This window comes from Flavobacterium mesophilum (assembly GCF_039581405.1).
In the GTDB taxonomy this organism is placed as follows: domain Bacteria; phylum Bacteroidota; class Bacteroidia; order Flavobacteriales; family Flavobacteriaceae; genus Flavobacterium.
Genome location: NZ_JBCPXZ010000001.1, coordinates 1052342 through 1069733 on the forward strand (window position 1 = coordinate 1052342; position 17392 = coordinate 1069733).

15 protein-coding genes are annotated in these 17392 nt (G+C 35.2%); 13 read left to right on the forward strand and 2 right to left on the reverse strand.

Annotation, left to right across the window (positions count from 1 at the left end):
• The first annotated feature begins 9 nt into the window (after positions 1-9).
• The 8 genes from AAYQ19_RS04485 to uvrB all read left to right on the forward strand — a co-directional run bounded on the left by AAYQ19_RS04485 (position 10) and on the right by uvrB (position 7025).
• Positions 10-831 (forward strand): DUF4249 domain-containing protein, encoded by an 822-nt coding sequence (locus AAYQ19_RS04485; RefSeq protein ID WP_343534282.1) that lies wholly within the window; start codon positions 10-12, stop codon positions 829-831.
• A 10-nt stretch (positions 832-841) separates the two neighbouring features.
• Positions 842-1324 carry a GyrI-like domain-containing protein gene (locus AAYQ19_RS04490; RefSeq protein ID WP_343534285.1) on the forward strand — a complete coding sequence of 161 codons (483 nt, stop codon included), beginning with the start codon at positions 842-844 and terminating at the stop codon, positions 1322-1324.
• Positions 1325-1338: 14 nt separating this feature from the next.
• A complete protein-coding gene (locus AAYQ19_RS04495) occupies positions 1339-1785 on the forward strand; it encodes a DinB family protein (protein ID WP_343534287.1) in 447 nt (148 codons plus the stop codon).
• Between the two features lie 92 nt (positions 1786-1877).
• A complete protein-coding gene (locus tag AAYQ19_RS04500; RefSeq protein WP_343534289.1) occupies positions 1878-2540 on the forward strand; it encodes a thiamine diphosphokinase in 663 nt (220 codons plus the stop codon).
• A gap of 157 nt (positions 2541-2697) precedes the next feature.
• The gene (rlmF, locus tag AAYQ19_RS04505) at positions 2698-3648 is read left to right on the forward strand and encodes a 23S rRNA (adenine(1618)-N(6))-methyltransferase RlmF (protein ID WP_343534290.1); all 951 of its coding nucleotides are present in this window, start codon (positions 2698-2700) and stop codon (positions 3646-3648) included.
• 80 nt (positions 3649-3728) lie between these two features.
• Positions 3729-3959 carry a uroporphyrinogen decarboxylase gene (locus AAYQ19_RS04510; protein ID WP_343534291.1) on the forward strand — a complete coding sequence of 77 codons (231 nt, stop codon included), beginning with the start codon at positions 3729-3731 and terminating at the stop codon, positions 3957-3959.
• 85 nt (positions 3960-4044) lie between these two features.
• Positions 4045-5016 carry an alpha/beta fold hydrolase gene (locus AAYQ19_RS04515; RefSeq protein ID WP_343534292.1) on the forward strand — a complete coding sequence of 324 codons (972 nt, stop codon included), beginning with the start codon at positions 4045-4047 and terminating at the stop codon, positions 5014-5016.
• A gap of 17 nt (positions 5017-5033) precedes the next feature.
• A complete protein-coding gene (gene uvrB, locus AAYQ19_RS04520; protein ID WP_343534293.1) occupies positions 5034-7025 on the forward strand; it encodes an excinuclease ABC subunit UvrB in 1992 nt (663 codons plus the stop codon).
• Here the strand turns inward: uvrB and AAYQ19_RS04525 are convergent.
• On the reverse strand, positions 7022-7423 hold the full coding sequence (locus tag AAYQ19_RS04525) for a TerB family tellurite resistance protein (RefSeq protein WP_343534299.1): 402 nt from the start codon (positions 7421-7423) through the stop codon (positions 7022-7024). The two genes, uvrB and AAYQ19_RS04525, sit on opposite strands and share 4 nt — an antisense overlap.
• Before the next feature lie 53 nt (positions 7424-7476).
• On the opposite strand from AAYQ19_RS04525, the gene AAYQ19_RS04530 reads away from it, so the two are divergent.
• From AAYQ19_RS04530 to AAYQ19_RS04545, 4 genes are all read left to right on the forward strand, one after another.
• Positions 7477-8280, forward strand: a complete 804-nt coding sequence (locus AAYQ19_RS04530; protein WP_343534301.1) for an alpha/beta hydrolase — start codon at positions 7477-7479, stop codon at positions 8278-8280.
• Between the two features lie 30 nt (positions 8281-8310).
• Entirely contained in the window at positions 8311-9321 is a 1011-nt protein-coding gene (locus AAYQ19_RS04535) for a dipeptide epimerase (protein ID WP_343534303.1), read from the forward strand.
• A 1-nt stretch (position 9322) separates the two neighbouring features.
• Entirely contained in the window at positions 9323-10357 is a 1035-nt protein-coding gene (locus AAYQ19_RS04540; RefSeq protein WP_343534305.1) for an aminotransferase class I/II-fold pyridoxal phosphate-dependent enzyme, read from the forward strand.
• 95 nt (positions 10358-10452) lie between these two features.
• The gene (locus tag AAYQ19_RS04545; RefSeq protein WP_343534307.1) at positions 10453-10920 is read left to right on the forward strand and encodes a DUF1456 family protein; all 468 of its coding nucleotides are present in this window, start codon (positions 10453-10455) and stop codon (positions 10918-10920) included.
• 261 nt (positions 10921-11181) lie between these two features.
• Here the strand turns inward: AAYQ19_RS04545 and sucC are convergent, their stop codons facing one another.
• Positions 11182-12375 (reverse strand): ADP-forming succinate--CoA ligase subunit beta, encoded by a 1194-nt coding sequence (gene sucC / locus AAYQ19_RS04550; protein ID WP_012024229.1) that lies wholly within the window; start codon positions 12373-12375, stop codon positions 11182-11184.
• A 416-nt stretch (positions 12376-12791) separates the two neighbouring features.
• On the opposite strand from sucC, the gene gltB reads away from it, so the two are divergent.
• Positions 12792-17309, forward strand: coding sequence for a glutamate synthase large subunit (gene gltB, locus AAYQ19_RS04555; protein ID WP_343534402.1), 4518 nt, complete (start codon positions 12792-12794; stop codon positions 17307-17309).
• Positions 17310-17392: the final 83 nt, after the last annotated feature.

Here is a 17392-nt window from a genome sequence, read left to right on the forward strand (position 1 = left end):
AAGAAAACTATGAAAAAAGTTGCCTTATTACTACTATTTTTTATCTCGATTTTCTTTACCGGATGTGAAGAAGTTGTCGATGTTGATTTAGAAACTGCACCGCCAAAATTGGTTATTGAAGCCGCAATTAACTGGCAAAAAGGTACAACTGGCAGACAACAAACCATAAAGCTGACTACAACAACGGGGTATTTTGAAAATGTAATTCCAACCGTTTCTGGTGCACGTATTTTTATAAGAAATAGCGCCAATGAGCAATTCAATTTCACTGAAGTCCCAAAATCTGGCCGTTACGTATGCACCAATTTCAAGCCGGTTTTAAATCAGGAATATACTCTGACGGTAATTTCAAATGGACAAACCTACACAGCAACTGAAACATTGATGTCTGTTGCACCCATTACACATATTGAGCAAAACAATCAAGGCGGTTTTACTGGAAAAGATATTGAAATCAAAGCTTATTTTAATGATCCCGCAGATGCTGATAATTTCTATTTGTACAAATATGTTTATTCCAACAAAATCAAATCAAACTATTACGTGGATGAAGATAAGTTTTTTCAAGGCAACGAATTTTTCAGCCTTTCAGATGATGACGAATTAAAATCTGGAGATGAAATCGAAATCACTCATTTCGGAATCTCGAAACAATATTATAACTACATGAGTATTTTGGTAAGCATTGCCGGAAGCAATGTTGGCGGACCTTTTCAATCCCCTCCAGCAACGGTGAAAGGAAATGTCATCAACACAACAAATAAGGAAAATTATCCGCTTGGCTATTTTTCATTGAGCGAAACTGATCTTAAAAAATACACTATAAAATAAACTACCCAAAATGGAAGCCCAAATTAAAATTTTAACCGAAAAAAAATTAGTCGGCAAACATATTGTAATGTCATTTATGGAAAACCAAACCTTTCAATTATGGAGCAGTTTTATGCCAAGACGAAAGGAAATAAAAAATACGGTTGATACTAATTTATATTCACTTGAAGTTTTCCCAAATGGATATTTTGACAATTTTGATGCTAGCAAAACTTTCCAAAAGTGGGCTGCAGTTGAAGTACGAAACTTTCCTGTACTACCAGACGAAATGGAAACTTTGACAATTCCAACAGGAATTTACGCTGTTTTTATTCATAAAGGCCCTGCAAGCGACGCCCATAAAACATATCATTCTATTTTTGCTGAATGGTTGCCAAATTCAGAATACACAGTTGACGACAGACCGCATTTTGCTATAATGGGTGAAAAATACAAAAAAGACGATCCAACTTCTGAAGAAGAAGTTTGGATTCCAATAAAAAACAGACCTTAATTCATTGCACTATCATGTTGATCGAAACTCTAAAATCATTATTTGAACGCGATCTCAACAAATTAAAAATTGAGATCGAATCGTATCAAAACGAAAGCAATCTGTGGAAAATTGACCTAAACATTTCCAATTCAGCTGGAAATCTTTGTCTGCATCTTATGGGAAATATCAATACATTCATTGGCGCAGAAATTGGGAAAACCGGTTATGTTCGAAATCGTCCTTTGGAATTTTCTTTAAAAAATATTCCGAAAGCAGCATTGATTCACAAAATAGAAGAAACCATTACCGTAGTAAATAATGCTCTCGATTCACTATCTGAAACCGATTTAGAAAAAATTTATCCTCAAATCGTTTTCGAAAAAGAAATGACAACGGGATTTTTCTTGGTTCATCTTTCAACACATTTAGCGTATCATTTAGGGCAAATAAACTACCATAGAAGACTCTTAGATTTCTGATTTAGATTAAAAATTGCATAAATACATTTTCTAATTATCTAATTTTCTAATTAACTATTATCTACCTTTGCAGCACATTCAAAAAAACGCATATGTCATCACATCATATAGTCCGCGACGATCAGGAACCTGCTTTAATTATTGCTAATGGAGCCGCCTGCAGTCCCGAACTATTAGGACAATTGCTGGAATGGTCGCCATTGGTTGTAGTTTTAGATTCGGCTATTGAAAGAGTTCTTGAATTAGGAATAAAAGTCGATGTGCTTCTTGGCGATTTTGACCGTGGTTTTGATCCAGAAATTTACAGAACATCGCAATATCCTATTGAAATTGTTCATACCGAAGATCAAGACAAAACCGATCTCGAAAAAGCTTGTGATTATCTTGTTGAACGAAAAATTCCGGCTGTAAACGTTGTTTGGGCAACAGGAAAACGTGCCGATCATACCATTACTAATCTTACGAATATTGTTCGTCATCGCGATTCGCTTAAAATTGTGATTCTAGATGATCATTCAAAAATATTTCTTTTGCCAAGAAAATTTGAAAAATGGTATACAGCACAAACTCCAATTTCTCTAATTCCAATTGGTGTTGTAAACGGCATTTCTTCTACTAATTTAAAATACGAACTGAACAACGACACGCTCACAATGGGCTACAGAACCGGAAGTAGTAATTCAGTTGAAAAAGACGGACTTGTAACAATCACGCATCAGGAAGGCGATCTTTTGATGATGGAATGTTTTGATTAAGAAAGTCTCAGCGGGACGAAATAACCTTCAAATTATTACCAATTTTAAAATACAAAGTATTTTGTAGAGACGCACTGCAGTGCGCCTCTACGGAATATTGGATCGATCATAAATCAATTATAAGGAATCCATATCTTTGCATTCGAAATCAAACAAAATGAAAGCAAACGACAATTCTGAAAAAAGCATTTTACACCCAAGAAATCTTCATCGCAATCGCTATGATTTTGAAAAACTGATTTCAAATTGTCCAGATTTAAAAGCTTTTGTTTCAATAAACAAACACGGAATTGAAACCATAGATTTCAGCAATCCGCTTGCTGTAAAAACGCTTAATAAAGCTTTATTACAAACCTATTACGACATTCAAAACTGGGATATTCCTAAAAATTACCTTTGCCCGCCAATTCCTGGACGTGCCGACTACATTCATTATATCGCCGATTTATTGGCCGAAACCAACAACGGAATTATCCCAACAGGAAATTCGGTTTTAGGCTTAGATATCGGAACAGGCGCTAATTTAATTTATCCGATATTAGGAAATAGTATTTACGGCTGGGTTTTCGTTGGAACCGATATTGACGAAAAAGCAATTGAAAATTGCAGCAAAATTATTGAGGCAAATCCAAAATTAGTCGACGACATAAGTTTACAACAACAAACTGAACCAAGATTTATTTTCAAAAACATAATCATTCCCGAAGACAAATTTGCTTTCACGATATGTAATCCGCCTTTTCATGCATCGGCAGAAGAAGCAAACAAAAGCGCCTCGAGGAAAGTTTCGAATCTAAATCCGAAAGAAAAAAGAAACACAAATCCTGTTTTAAATTTTGGAGGCCAAAATGCTGAATTGTGGTGCAAAGGAGGCGAACTCGCGTTTATCACTCAAATGATTTACGAAAGTGTCAAATATCCATTGCAATGTTTATGGTTCACCACCTTAGTTTCAAAAAAGGAAAATCTTGCTTCGATTTACAAAATCCTGAAAAAAGTAAATGCCGTTTCTATCAAAACAATTGATATGGCTCAAGGCCAAAAAAGCAGTCGTATTGTGGCTTGGAGTTTTTTGAGTGAAGCGGAACAGAAATCATGGAAATTTTAAATCATTGATTTTCAATCTCAAATCTTGATTATCTAATTTCCTTTTGCTACATTTAATATAAACTATTAAATAACAGTAACATGGCAGAATATATTGGTTATCTCGCATCCGTTTTTATTGTTGGAGGCTTTTTGCTGAAAGATCTCAGAACAATTCGGTTTATTAATATGTTTGGCTGTATTTGTTTTGTCATTTATGGCATCTTCTTGAAAGATTATCGCGATTTTAATCAATGGCTTTTGCCAGTTATTATTCCAAACTTGATTTTAGCTTTTGTTCAAATTTATCATTTAACAGCAAAAAAGGCCTAAAGATTAAAATTTTGATATTTTCTGTTAAAATTCTGAAACTTGCTCAGAATTAAATTGTTGTACTTTTAAAAGTAAATTGAATTTTATGCGTACTTCAAAAATACTTATTCGGATATTCATTATTCTTTTACTCACCGCTTGCGCTTCAAAAAAAGCAAAATTTGAAGATTATGTTTTCAAAACCAGAAGCGACAAACAAAATTATACCACCGCTTACGACAAAGCACTAAAACTTTGGGACATTCCGTACACCGAAGAAAATGTGAAAACCAGTTTTGGAACAGCACACGTTATTATGGCAGGACCAAAAAACGGAAAAGATTTAGTTTTACTTCATGGAATGGATGCCAGTTCTACTATGTGGTATCCAAACATTAAAGTATTGGCTAAAAATCATCGCATTTATGCCATAGATTTTTTAATGGAACCCAATAAATCTACTTTGACGGCAAAACCGCTTTCAAAAGAAGAAATGGTCATTTGGTACAATGAAATATTCGATCATTATAAATTGAAGAAATTCGATATTATCGGAGCTTCACGGGGAGGCTGGATCGCAACTTTATTGGCTACACAAAAAGACAATTCTATTGATAAAATCGTTTTGCTAAGTCCAGCGCAAACTTTTAAGTTTATTGACAAAATGGGAAAAACGACAACAGCTTTAATGCTTAAACTTTTTCCGAGCGAAAAGAAATTTGGAAAAACATTAGAAACCTTTTCTACGCATCCGGAAAAAATCAGTCCTGTTTATAAACGACAATTTTATTTGGCTAATAAATATGCAAAATCAAACTCTAGCATGCTTAAAATGACGCCTTTTTCAGATGACGAATTAAAGTCGATTCAGAATCCGGTTTTAGTTTTAATTGGCGATAAAGATGTTATAAATTCGGAGGAAAGTTTAGAACGCGCCAAAAAATATCTTCCACAAACCAAGACAATAATGGTTAATGATGCTGGACATTTTTTAAGTATTGATCAGTCAAAATTTACAAATGATGCTATGATTAATTTTCTCGAAAAGCCTTCAAACTTCGTATCTTTACAAAACTAATTTTTCATCCATAAGAAATGAATTTTCAAGTAGCTTCAGAATATAGTCCAAAAGGAGATCAACCGCAAGCCATACAAAAACTTGCACAAGGTGTTGAAGATGGCGAAAAATATCAAACTTTATTAGGAGTTACAGGATCCGGAAAAACATTTACGGTTGCAAATGTTATTCAGGAAGTACAACGTCCGACTTTAGTTTTGGCACATAACAAAACTTTGGCTGCGCAATTGTATTCAGAATTCAAGCAATTTTTCCCAAATAATGCGGTTGAATATTTCGTTTCTTATTACGACTATTATCAGCCGGAAGCTTTTATGCCTGTTACAGGTGTTTTTATTGAGAAAGATTTATCTATCAATGAAGAATTAGAAAAAATGCGTTTGAGCACGACTTCTTCCCTACTTTCTGGGCGTCGTGATGTTTTGGTTGTTGCTTCAGTTTCATGTTTGTATGGTATTGGAAATCCTGTCGAATTTCAGAAAAACGTTATTGAAATCACAAGAGATCAAGTGATTTCGAGAACTAAATTATTACATAGTTTGGTTCAAAGTTTATATGCCAGAACGGAAGCCGATTTTAATCCGGGAACTTTCAGAATCAAAGGCGATACGGTTGAAGTGTATCCAAGTTATGCCGATGATGCGTATCGAATTCACTTCTTTGGAGATGAAATTGAAGAAATTGAATCATTTGATGCTCAGACTTCCAAAGTAATTGAAAAGTTCAAAAGATTGACCATTTATCCTGCCAATATGTTTGTGACTTCACCGGAAGTTTTACAAGGTGCGATTTGGCAAATCCAACAGGATTTAGTGAAACAAGTGGATTATTTTAAAGAAATAGGGAAACATCTGGAAGCAAAACGCCTTGAAGAGCGAACGAATTTCGATTTAGAAATGATTCGCGAATTGGGTTATTGCTCCGGAATTGAGAATTATTCTCGTTATCTCGACGGACGTGAAGCCGGAACAAGACCTTTCTGTTTGTTAGATTATTTTCCGAGCGATTACTTGATGGTTGTAGACGAAAGCCACGTAACGGTTTCCCAAGTTCATGCAATGTACGGAGGCGACCGCAGTCGTAAAGAAAATTTGGTGGAATATGGTTTCCGTTTGCCTGCCGCAATGGATAACCGACCTTTGAAATTTGAAGAATTTGAAGCTTTGCAAAATCAAGTGATTTATGTTTCGGCAACTCCAGCCGATTATGAATTACAAAAATCGGATGGTATTTATGTAGAGCAAATTATTCGTCCAACGGGATTATTAGACCCAACAATCGAAGTACGTCCGAGTTTGAATCAGATTGATGATTTGATTGAAGAAATTCAGGTTCGATGCGAATTGGATGAAAGAGTTTTGGTCACCACTTTAACTAAAAGAATGGCTGAAGAATTAGCCAAATATTTGACAAAAGTGAATATTCGTTGTCGTTACATCCATTCTGAAGTGGATACATTAGAGCGAATCGAAATCATGCAAGATTTACGAAAAGGTATTTTTGATGTTTTAATTGGGGTAAACTTACTTCGTGAAGGTTTAGATTTACCCGAAGTTTCATTGGTTGCGATTTTAGATGCTGATAAAGAAGGTTTTTTAAGAAACCACAGATCGCTGACGCAAACTATTGGGCGTGCCGCACGAAACTTAAACGGAAAAGCGATTATGTATGCCGATAAAATTACAGCAAGCATGCAACGCACAATCGACGAAACGAATTATAGAAGAACCAAACAAATTAATTTCAACGTCGAAAATAATATCGTTCCGCAAGCTCTAAACAAGAAAATTGAAAGTGCGTTTACTAAAAATCCTTTAGTTGAATACGAATTAGGACATACATTGCCTGTCGCTGCTGAGCCAGAAACAGCATATATGTCAAAAACTGATTTGGAAAAATTGATTCGTGAAAAACGAAAATCAATGGAAAAAGCAGCTAAAGAATTAGACTTTTTACAAGCAGCTAAACTTCGTGACGATATCAAAAAACTTCAGGAACAATTGCCTTAATTGTGCTGTTCCTGAAAAACTTTCAATAATTTTTTAGGGTCAATTATTGCATTTGGTGCCTTTTTCATCAATTCCAAAACTCGTTTTACCGCACCAGGATTTAGTCCCATTTCAAGTGCAATTTGATGAATGGCATGCGATTCTTTTTCGTGTAAAACACCATCGCAGTGCATAATCAAAGCCAATCTGTAGAATTGCTGTATGCGTTGAAACTCGGATCTGTTTACTTTTACAGCATGTTCTTGATGAAATAAATCTCTAAATTCTTCTTTGCTGATATTCAATTCTTCGGCAACAATCCAAAGAAAATCAACCTCGCGTTTGTGCAAATGTCCATCAATAGTAGCAAAAGCGATCATTTCTAAAAGTAAACTTCTTTTTTCTTCTTCGGTGTTCATCAAATTATTATTTTTAGCTAAATTATTACATTAAATCTAAAACACAATAAGGAATGGTTCGAGGATTTTTCTTTTTTATATTTCTGTTGACATTTACTTTTGGAAATGCACAGGAAAGCACGGCTTCAAAGAATGTTTCGACTTTTACAATTGAAGCGCCTCAGCTTAAGACCACAAAAAAAATATGGCTTTATCTGCCTGAAGGTTATTCGGCTTCGCCCAAAAAAAGATACAGCGTGATTTATATGCACGATGCACAAAATTTATTTGATGCCAAAACTTCTTTTGTGGGCGAATGGAATGTTGATGAAAAACTCGACAGCTTAAAAGCTCCCGTAATTGTTGTAGGAATTGAACATGGAAATGATAAGCGAATTGATGAATTAACACCCTTCAAAAATGAGAAATACGGTGGCGGAAATGCCGATAATTATCTTGACTTTATCGTTAACACTTTAAAACCTTATATCGACAAAAATTACAGAACAAAAACAAAAGCCAAAAACACGACAATCATGGGAAGTTCCCTTGGCGGACTCGTTTCGTATTACGGAGCAGTAAAATATCCTCAGGTTTTTGGAAATGCCGGAGTCTTTTCGCCTTCATTTTGGTTCTCAAATGAGATCTATACGTTTACTGAACAATCACCTAAAATCAAAACTAGATTTTATTTTTTATGTGGCGATAAAGAAAGTGATGATATGGTCAAAGATTTAGAAAAAATGGAGCGCCTGTTAGATAAAAATCGCTGTTATTGCCTTCATTTAAGCAAAACAAAAATTGTAAAAGGCGGTGAACATAATGAAAAATTGTGGCGAGACGGTTTTGTAAAGGCTGTTTTATGGCTTGGTTATTGAGACTAAAAAACAAAGAAAAATAGCATACTAATGAAATTAATTTTAAGAGAATATAATTTAAAACTCAAACATACTTTCACGATTTCACGTGAGTCGATTGATTTTCAACCTTCGTTAATTGTGGAATTACAAAGCAATGGTTTTTCTGGTTTTGGCGAAGCGACTTCAAATCCGTATTACAAAACTACGGTTCCAATGATGATCCAAGATTTGGAAGAAATCAGAAACATTATCGAGACTTCAGAACTTGAAACTCCTGATGTTTTTTGGGCAAAAATTCATCCGTATTTAAAAGATGACATGTTTGCTTTGTGCGCCTTAGATTTGGCTTACAATGATTTGTATGCTCGAATAAAAGGTAAAAAACTCTACGAATTGTGGAATTATACCACAGAAAAAAATCCGATGACGGATTATACGATCGGAATTGCTTCTATTGAAAAAATGGTTTCTAAAATGCAGGAACTTCCTTGGCCTATTTATAAAATCAAATTAGGAACCAAAGAAGATATTGCTATTGTAAAAGAACTTCGAAAACATACCAATGCTGTTTTTAGAATTGATGCCAATTGCGGCTGGGGCGTTGAAGAAACGATCAACAATGCTATCGAATTGAAAAAACTTGGTGTAGAATTTCTAGAACAGCCAATGAAAGCGAATAATTGGGAAGCGCATAAAGAAGTTTTCAAACATTCTGTTTTGCCCGTTATTGCTGATGAAAGCTGTATTATTGAAGAAGATGTCGCAAAATGTTTCAATCATTTTCATGGCGTAAATGTGAAATTAGTAAAATGTGGCGGATTGACTCCTGGAAAACGCATGATTGAAGAAGCTAAAAAATTAGGTTTGAGAACAATGGTGGGCTGTATGACCGAATCTACTGTTGGAATTTCTGCTATTGCGCATTTGCTTCCACAATTGGATTATGTTGATATGGATGGCGCATTGCTTTTGGCCGAAGATATCGCAACCGGTGTTACAATCAAAAACGGCATCGTGAATTATTCAAGTCTTAACGGAACAGGAGTTACATTGCTATAAAATGATAGTCGAAAAATTTCCAGACCGCATAATTGAAGTGGACCAAAAGCACTATTTGTATTTTGGTGGCACTGCCTATCTCGGACTTCCAACCAATGCGGCTTTTCAGGATTTGGTAATTCAGAACATTTTGAAATGGGGAACAACGTACGGAAGCTCGAGAACAGCAAATATTCAATTAGATGCTTACAGTGCTGGAGAAAACTTTATGTCCTCTCATATTGGAACAGAAGCTACAGTTACGGTGTCATCTGGAATGCTGGCCGGTAAATTGGTTTTGGAAAAAATGAAAAACCAAACCGATTGCTTTTTTCATTTAAATGAAACGCATTCGGCTATTAAAATTGAAAACAGTCTTCCTGTTTTTGAAAATGATAAATTAAATGATCGTTTATTAAATGCTGAAAAAGAACGAATAACGATTTTAACTGATGGAGTGCCTTCATTTCAAACGAAACCAGTCGACTTATCTTTTTTAAACCAAATTTCAAAATCTAAAGAAATTACGTTACTAATTGATGAATCGCATTCGCTTGGAATTTTAGGCAAAAATGGTTCAGGAATTTATGCTTCAATAAATTTTCCAGTTAAAAGAAAAATCATGGTTTCGTCTTTAGGAAAAGCATTTGGCGTAACCGGCGGTATCATTGCTTCAGATTCTGATTTCATTAAAGAAATAAAAGAACTGGAAACTTTCACGAGCGCTGCGGGCATGAATCCTGCTTTTGTGCAAACGCTTTCAGATGCTTCAGAAATCTATAAAACACAACATCAAAAATTACTTGATAATTTAAGTTATATCGATTCGATTCTAATTCAACATAGCAATATCAAATTTGACAAAAACTATCCTTTAATTTATTTATTATCAAAAGAGTTGGTTGACGCATTAAAAAATGAAAATATAGTTATCGCCAGTTTTAAATACACCAAAGAAACCGAACCTTTGAATCGAATTGTAATTACAGCAAATCATCTCAAAGAAGATCTAGATAAATTGATTGGCGTTTTAAATAAATTTAATTCTCGATTTTAATCATTTTAAAAACTACCTTTGCAAAAATAAATAATGAGTTCTAGCTTCAAGCCAAAATTGGAAAACTTGAAACCTTAAACCTGAAACAAAAAAATATGACAAATAACGATATACTTAAAAAACTTCGCGTGGCTTTGATGCTCCGTGACGACCAAATAGTTGAAATTTTAGAATTAGTTGATTTTAGAATTTCAAAATCAGAATTGGGGGCTTTTTTCAGAGCTGAGGATCATCCAAATTATATGGAATGTGGCGATCAAGTTTTGAGAAACTTCCTAAACGGATTGGTAATTCATTTGAGAGGAACGAAAGAAAATCCAAAAAACCCAAACGAGGTTTTAGCAAAACATAAAGCTGAAATTCCGAAAAAAGAATCTTCTAAAGAAAGACCTGAATTCAAACCAACTCCAAAAGATTCTGAAAAATACAGAGGCGATCAAAATCCATCAAAGTCGGGTTCATCAGCTGGAAAACCTAAAAAGAAATCATTTCCAAAAGGAAATGGAAAACCAGTTGTTGTAGAGAAAGTGGTTTACAAAAACGGTAATAAGAAAAAATCTTAAAGTTTTAACCGCAAAGCACGCAAAGAGTTACGCCAAAGTTCGCAAAGATATTTTAGCCACAGATTACACGGATTAAAAGGATTTTAAAAATCTGCATAAACTGTATAAACTGTGGCTAATTTTTTTATGCGCATAGCTTTGCGAACTTTGCGTTTATATTAAGTCTTGCAGGTAAAAAATCTTTGTGTGTTTTGCGGTTTAAAAAAAAATCCACTCCGCAAAACGGAATGGATTTTCTATATAATTTGATTTCTTATTTAATTAAGAAAGAGCAGCTTTAACTTGGTCAGCAGCTTCTTGGAATTGAACTGCAGATAAGATTGGCATACCAGAGTTGTCAATTAATTCTTTTGCAATTTCAGCATTTGTTCCTTGCAAACGAACGATAATTGGCACTTTAATAGCGTCACCCATGTTTTTGTAAGCATCAACAACACCTTGAGCAACACGGTCACAACGAACGATACCTCCGAAGATGTTAATCAAGATAGCTTTTACGTTTGGATCTTTCAAGATAATTCTGAAAGCTGTTTCAACACGCTTAGCATCAGCAGTTCCTCCTACGTCAAGGAAGTTAGCAGGCTCAAAACCAGCATATTTAATTAAGTCCATAGTTGCCATTGCAAGACCAGCTCCGTTTACCATACATCCTACAGTACCATCAAGGTCAACATAGTTAAGACCAACTTCTTTAGCTTCAACTTCGATTGGATTCTCCTCACGGATATCTCTCATTTCAGCATATTTAGGCTGTCTGTATAATGCGTTATCGTCGATATTTACTTTAGCATCTACAGCTAAGATTTTGTTATCAGAAGTTTTTAATACAGGGTTGATTTCAAACATAGAAGCATCAGAACCAATGTAAGCATTGTAAAGTGCGTCGATGAATTTCACCATTTCTTTGAAAGCATTTCCAGAAAGTCCTAAGTTAAAAGCAATCCTTCTAGCTTGGAAACCTTGTAATCCAACAGTTGGATCAATTTCTTCAGTAAAGATTAAGTGTGGAGTGTGCTCAGCAACTTCTTCGATATCCATTCCACCTTCAGTAGAATACATGATCATGTTGCGTCCTGTACCTCTATTCAATAAAACAGAAACATAAAACTCAGAAGTTTCGCTTTCTCCAGGATAGTAAACATCTTCAGCAACTAATACTTTGTTTACTTTTTTACCTTCAGGCGGTGTCTGAGGCGTGATCAATTGCATTCCGATGATTTGTTCAGCTAACTCTTCAACTTGCTGTAAGTTTTTTGCCAGCTTAACTCCACCACCTTTTCCACGACCACCTGCGTGAATTTGTGCTTTTATTACGTGCCATCCTGTACCAGTTTCGGCAGTTAATTGTTTTGCAGCAGCTACAGCTTCAACCGCGTTATTAGCCACAATTCCGCGTTGCACGCGTACTCCGTAACTTGCTAAAATTTCTTTTCCTTGATATTCGTGTATGTTCATAATATAGAATTTGTCTGGTTCTGAATTTATTTCAGAATAAAAGTGCGACAAAAGTAGCAAAATTCAACTTAATAGTAAAATCTTTTTCCAATTAAAAAACGAGTCATTTTGTTATTAATTGGATATTCTTTTTGAAAGCAAAATTATCGTTAACGAATTGCATCGAAAAAGTTAACACAAAACCACTATATCGTTTGAGATTTAACAAAAAACCCTATTGAATTCTAGGCTTGACGACGATTTTTCCTAATATTATTTAATTGTTATTATGATTTTATCATTTCGCAATGCTTTAAATAATATTATTATCATTTAAGAACCCTTTTTCTAATATTACGGTAAAAATGAAAGCAAAAGCACAATTTCAATACATTATGTTTAACGAAATCTTTATTTTTGTAGAAAAAATATCAAGAATGAAAGTTAAAGAACAAGGGCTCTATTTGCCTGAATTTGAACACGACAATTGTGGTGCAGGATTTATTTGTAATTTGAATGGTATTAAGTCAAATGATATTATTCACAAAGCATTGGACATCTTAATAAAATTGGAACATCGTGGTGCCGTTAGTTCTGATGGAAGAACTGGAGACGGGGCTGGAATTTTATTTGATATCCCGCATGCATTCTTTAAGAAAGTATGTGACTTTGAAATCCCTGAAGCGCGTGAGTATGCAGTAGGAATGGTTTTTTTACCAAAAAGCAAAAACCAGGTTTCTTTTTGTATTAATGCATTTGAGGCTACTATTAAAGACCAAAACTTAAAAGTTTTAGGTTGGAGAGATGTGCCAGTTGACGTTGAAAATTTAGGTGAAATCGCCGCAGAAAAAGAACCAACAATTAAACAAGTTTTCGTTTCTAAAAACGGACAAGATTTAACTGAACAAGAATTTAATGCAAAACTTTTTGCAGCTAGAAAAATTGCTGAACATGCCGTAAGAGGATCTAAAACTTCTGAAAGCCACATGTTCTATTTTACTAGTTTATCGACCACTACTATAATATATAAAGGTCTATTGATGCCGGAAGACATCAGCCGTTATTATATAGATTTGAAAGATCCAGACTTGGTGACTCGTTTAGCGCTTGTACATCAACGTTTCTCTACAAATACATTCCCATCTTGGGACTTAGCTCAACCATTTAGATATATGTGTCATAATGGTGAGATCAACACACTTCGTGGAAACGTAAGCCGTATGCGTGCTCGTGAAGAGCTTATGCAGAGCAAAGTTTTTGGCGATGATATCAAAAAATTATTCCCAATTATCTTAGAAGGAAAATCAGATTCTGCTTCTATGGATATGGTGATTGAACTTTTATTAATGACTGGCCGTTCTCTTCCTGAGGCAATGATGATGGTGGTTCCTGAAGCTTGGGAAAAACACCAAACAATGTCTGAAGAGAAAAGAGCATTCTATGAGTTCAACGCTTGTATTATGGAACCTTGGGATGGTCCAGCTTCTATTCCGTTTACTGATGGTAACGTAATTGGTGCTTTATTGGACAGAAATGGTCTTCGTCCTTCTCGTTATACTCTAACACATAGTGGATTCGTAATTATGTCATCTGAAATTGGTGTATTAGACATCGATCCAGAAGATGTAATTCAACACGGTCGTTTAGAGCCAGGAAAAATGTTCTTGGTGGATATGAACGAAGGTCGTATCATCGAAGATGATGAAGTTAAAAAAGCGATAGTTACAAAACGTCCTTATAAAGAATGGGTTGACGCTAACTTATTGCCTTTGGCTAAAATCCCTTACACAAACAACCCTACTCCTGTTGAAAAATTAGATTTCTTAACAAGACAACGTTTGTTTGGTTATACAATTGAAGATTTAAAAACGATCATCAACCCAATGGGTAGCGACGGAGCTGAAGCAATCAGTTCTATGGGTAACGATACACCGTTAGCTGTATTATCTGATCAGCCACAATTGTTGTACAACTACTTCAAGCAATTGTTTGCTCAAGTTACTAACCCACCTTTGGATGGTATTCGTGAAGAGATCATTACTGATATCAGTTTAGCAATTGGAGGAGATTTCAATATTTTCGAAATCGAATCGAAACAATGTAAAAAATTAAAAATCCAAAATCCGGTTATCTCTAATGAGGATTTGGATAAAATTAGAAATATCGATCACGCAGATTTCAAATCGGCTACTATTTCTACTTTATATAAAATAGAAAAAGGAGTTAACGGTTTAGAGCGTGCTCTTGAAAAATGTGTTCAGGCAACTTTTAAAGCAGTTAATGAAGGATGCAACATCATTATCTTATCTGATAGAGGTGTAAGCGAAGAATTGGCTCCAATTCCTATGTTATTGGCATGTTCTTACATTCACCACTCATTAAACATTTTACAAGTTCGTTCTAAATTCGGAATCATCATCGAATCTGCTGAACCACGCGAACCGCATCATTTTGCTTTATTGTTCGGATATGGCGCAAGTGCGATCAACCCTTACATGGTAAACGAAATCATTCACGATCAAGTTGAAAAAGGTTTCATTACAAAAGTAAAAGCTGATTACGCTGTTGTAAACTACAACAAAGCAATCGCAAAAGGAATCGTAAAAATCATGAACAAAATTGGTATCTCTACTTTACATTCATACAGAGCTGCTCAAATTTTCGAGATTTTAGGATTAAACAAAACATTTACTTCTAAATATTTCCCTTACACACCTTCTAGAATCGAAGGAATCGGTTTAATGGAAGTTGAAAAAGAAGTTAAGAAACGTTTCCAAAAAGCTTTCCCAAATTCAAAAATTGCAAACTTGCTTTCTCTTGAAATTGGAGGTATTTACAGATGGAGACGTGGTGGTGAAAAACACATGTTTAACCCAACTACGATTTCTAAATTACAGCAAGCAGTTCGTTTAAACAGCCCTGAAAGTTATAAAGAATACTCTAATGCCGTAAACGAGCAAAGCTCAAACTTAATGACTATTAGAGGTTTATTTGAATTCAATAATTTAGATCCAATTTCTATTGATGAAGTGGAACCTTGGACAGAAATCGTTAAGAAATTCAAAACTGGAGCAATGTCTTATGGGTCTATCTCTAGAGAAGCACATGAGAACTTAGCTATTGCAATGAACAGAATTGGTGGAAAAAGTAACTCTGGAGAAGGTGGAGAAGATCCAAAACGTTTCCAGAAAGAAATCAATGGAGATTCTAGAAACTCTGCAATCAAACAAGTTGCTTCAGGGCGTTTTGGTGTTTCGATCAACTATTTGACAAACGCTAAAGAAATCCAAATCAAAATGGCTCAGGGAGCAAAACCTGGAGAAGGTGGACAGTTACCTGGAGAAAAAGTAGTGCCTTGGATTGCTGAAACTAGAAACTCTACTCCTTATGTAGGTTTGATTTCACCTCCACCTCACCACGATATCTACTCTATTGAGGATTTATCTCAGTTGATCTATGATTTGAAAAATGCAAACCGCGAGGCTCGCATCAACGTAAAACTTGTTTCTGAAGTTGGAGTTGGAACAATCGCTGCCGGTGTTGCAAAAGCAAAAGCTGACGTTATCTTAATCTCTGGTTATGATGGAGGAACAGGTGCTGCACCATTAACTTCATTACAACACACAGGTATTCCATGGGAACTTGGTTTAGCTGAAGCACAACAAACACTTATCTTGAACGACTTAAGAAGCCGTGTAGTTCTTGAATGTGACGGACAATTAAAAACAGGACGTGACGTTGCTATCGCTGCTTTATTAGGTGCTGAAGAATTCGGATTTGCTACTGCTCCGCTTGTAGCTTCTGGATGTATCATGATGAGAGCTTGTCACTTAAATACTTGTCCAGTTGGTATTGCAACTCAGGATCCTGAATTGAGAAAAAATTTCAAAGGAACTCCAGAGCACGTAATCAACTTCATGTATTTTATTGCTGAAGAGTTAAGAGAAATCATGGCTCAATTAGGTTTCAGAACTTTAAAAGAAATGGTAGGCCAGTCTCAAAAATTAAACGTAGACAAAGCTATCAAACATTATAAAGCTAATGGTTTAGACTTATCGACTATTCTATACAAACCGGAAAAAGCGAAAGAAGTTCCAAATCATAATACAACAACTCAAGACCACGCTCTTGAAAATGTATTGGATTTCGACATCATCAAAGAAGCTATTCCATCTATTTATAGAAAAGAGAAAACGAGAGTTACTTTCAAAATCAAAAATACAGACCGTTCTGTAGGTGCGATTTTGAGTAACGAAATCTCAAAAATTTATGGCGCACAAGGATTACCTGCTGACACTATTTTAGTTGATTTTGAAGGTTCTGCCGGACAAAGTTTTGGTGCATTTGCAACAAACGGATTGTCATTTAAAATTCACGGAAACTGTAATGATTACTTAGGAAAAGGTCTTTCTGGAGGAAAACTAATTGTAAAAGTACCTCCTACTGCGACTTTCAAACCTGAAGACAACATCATTATCGGGAACGTTGCCCTTTACGGAGCTATTACCGGAGAGGCTTATATTAATGGTATCGCAGGAGAGCGTTTCTGTGTGAGAAACTCTGGAGCAACAGCGGTTGTAGAAGGAATTGGAGATCACGGATGCGAGTACATGACAGGTGGTACAGTTGTAGTTTTAGGAAAAACTGGAAGAAACTTCGCTGCTGGTATGAGCGGTGGTGTAGCTTACATTTACGATCCAAACAAAAAATTCGATTCGACAGTTTGTAACATGGAAATGGTTGCATTCGATCCAATGGAAGAAGAAGATCTTACCAAACTAAGAAAACTGATCAAAAACCATTCATTGTACACAAGCAGTCCATTAGCTAAGAGAATTTTAGCAGACTGGGAAAATGAACAACAGCACTTCGTAAAAGTAATGCCAACGGATTACAAAAAAGCATTAAAACGAATTGCAGAAGAAAAACAAATAGAAGAATTAATAGCGGGATAAATGATTGTAGAATTCAGATTTTAGATTTTAGATTGATACTAACCTCAAAGCTTTGCGAACTTAAAAACGTTCCAAAAAGCAAA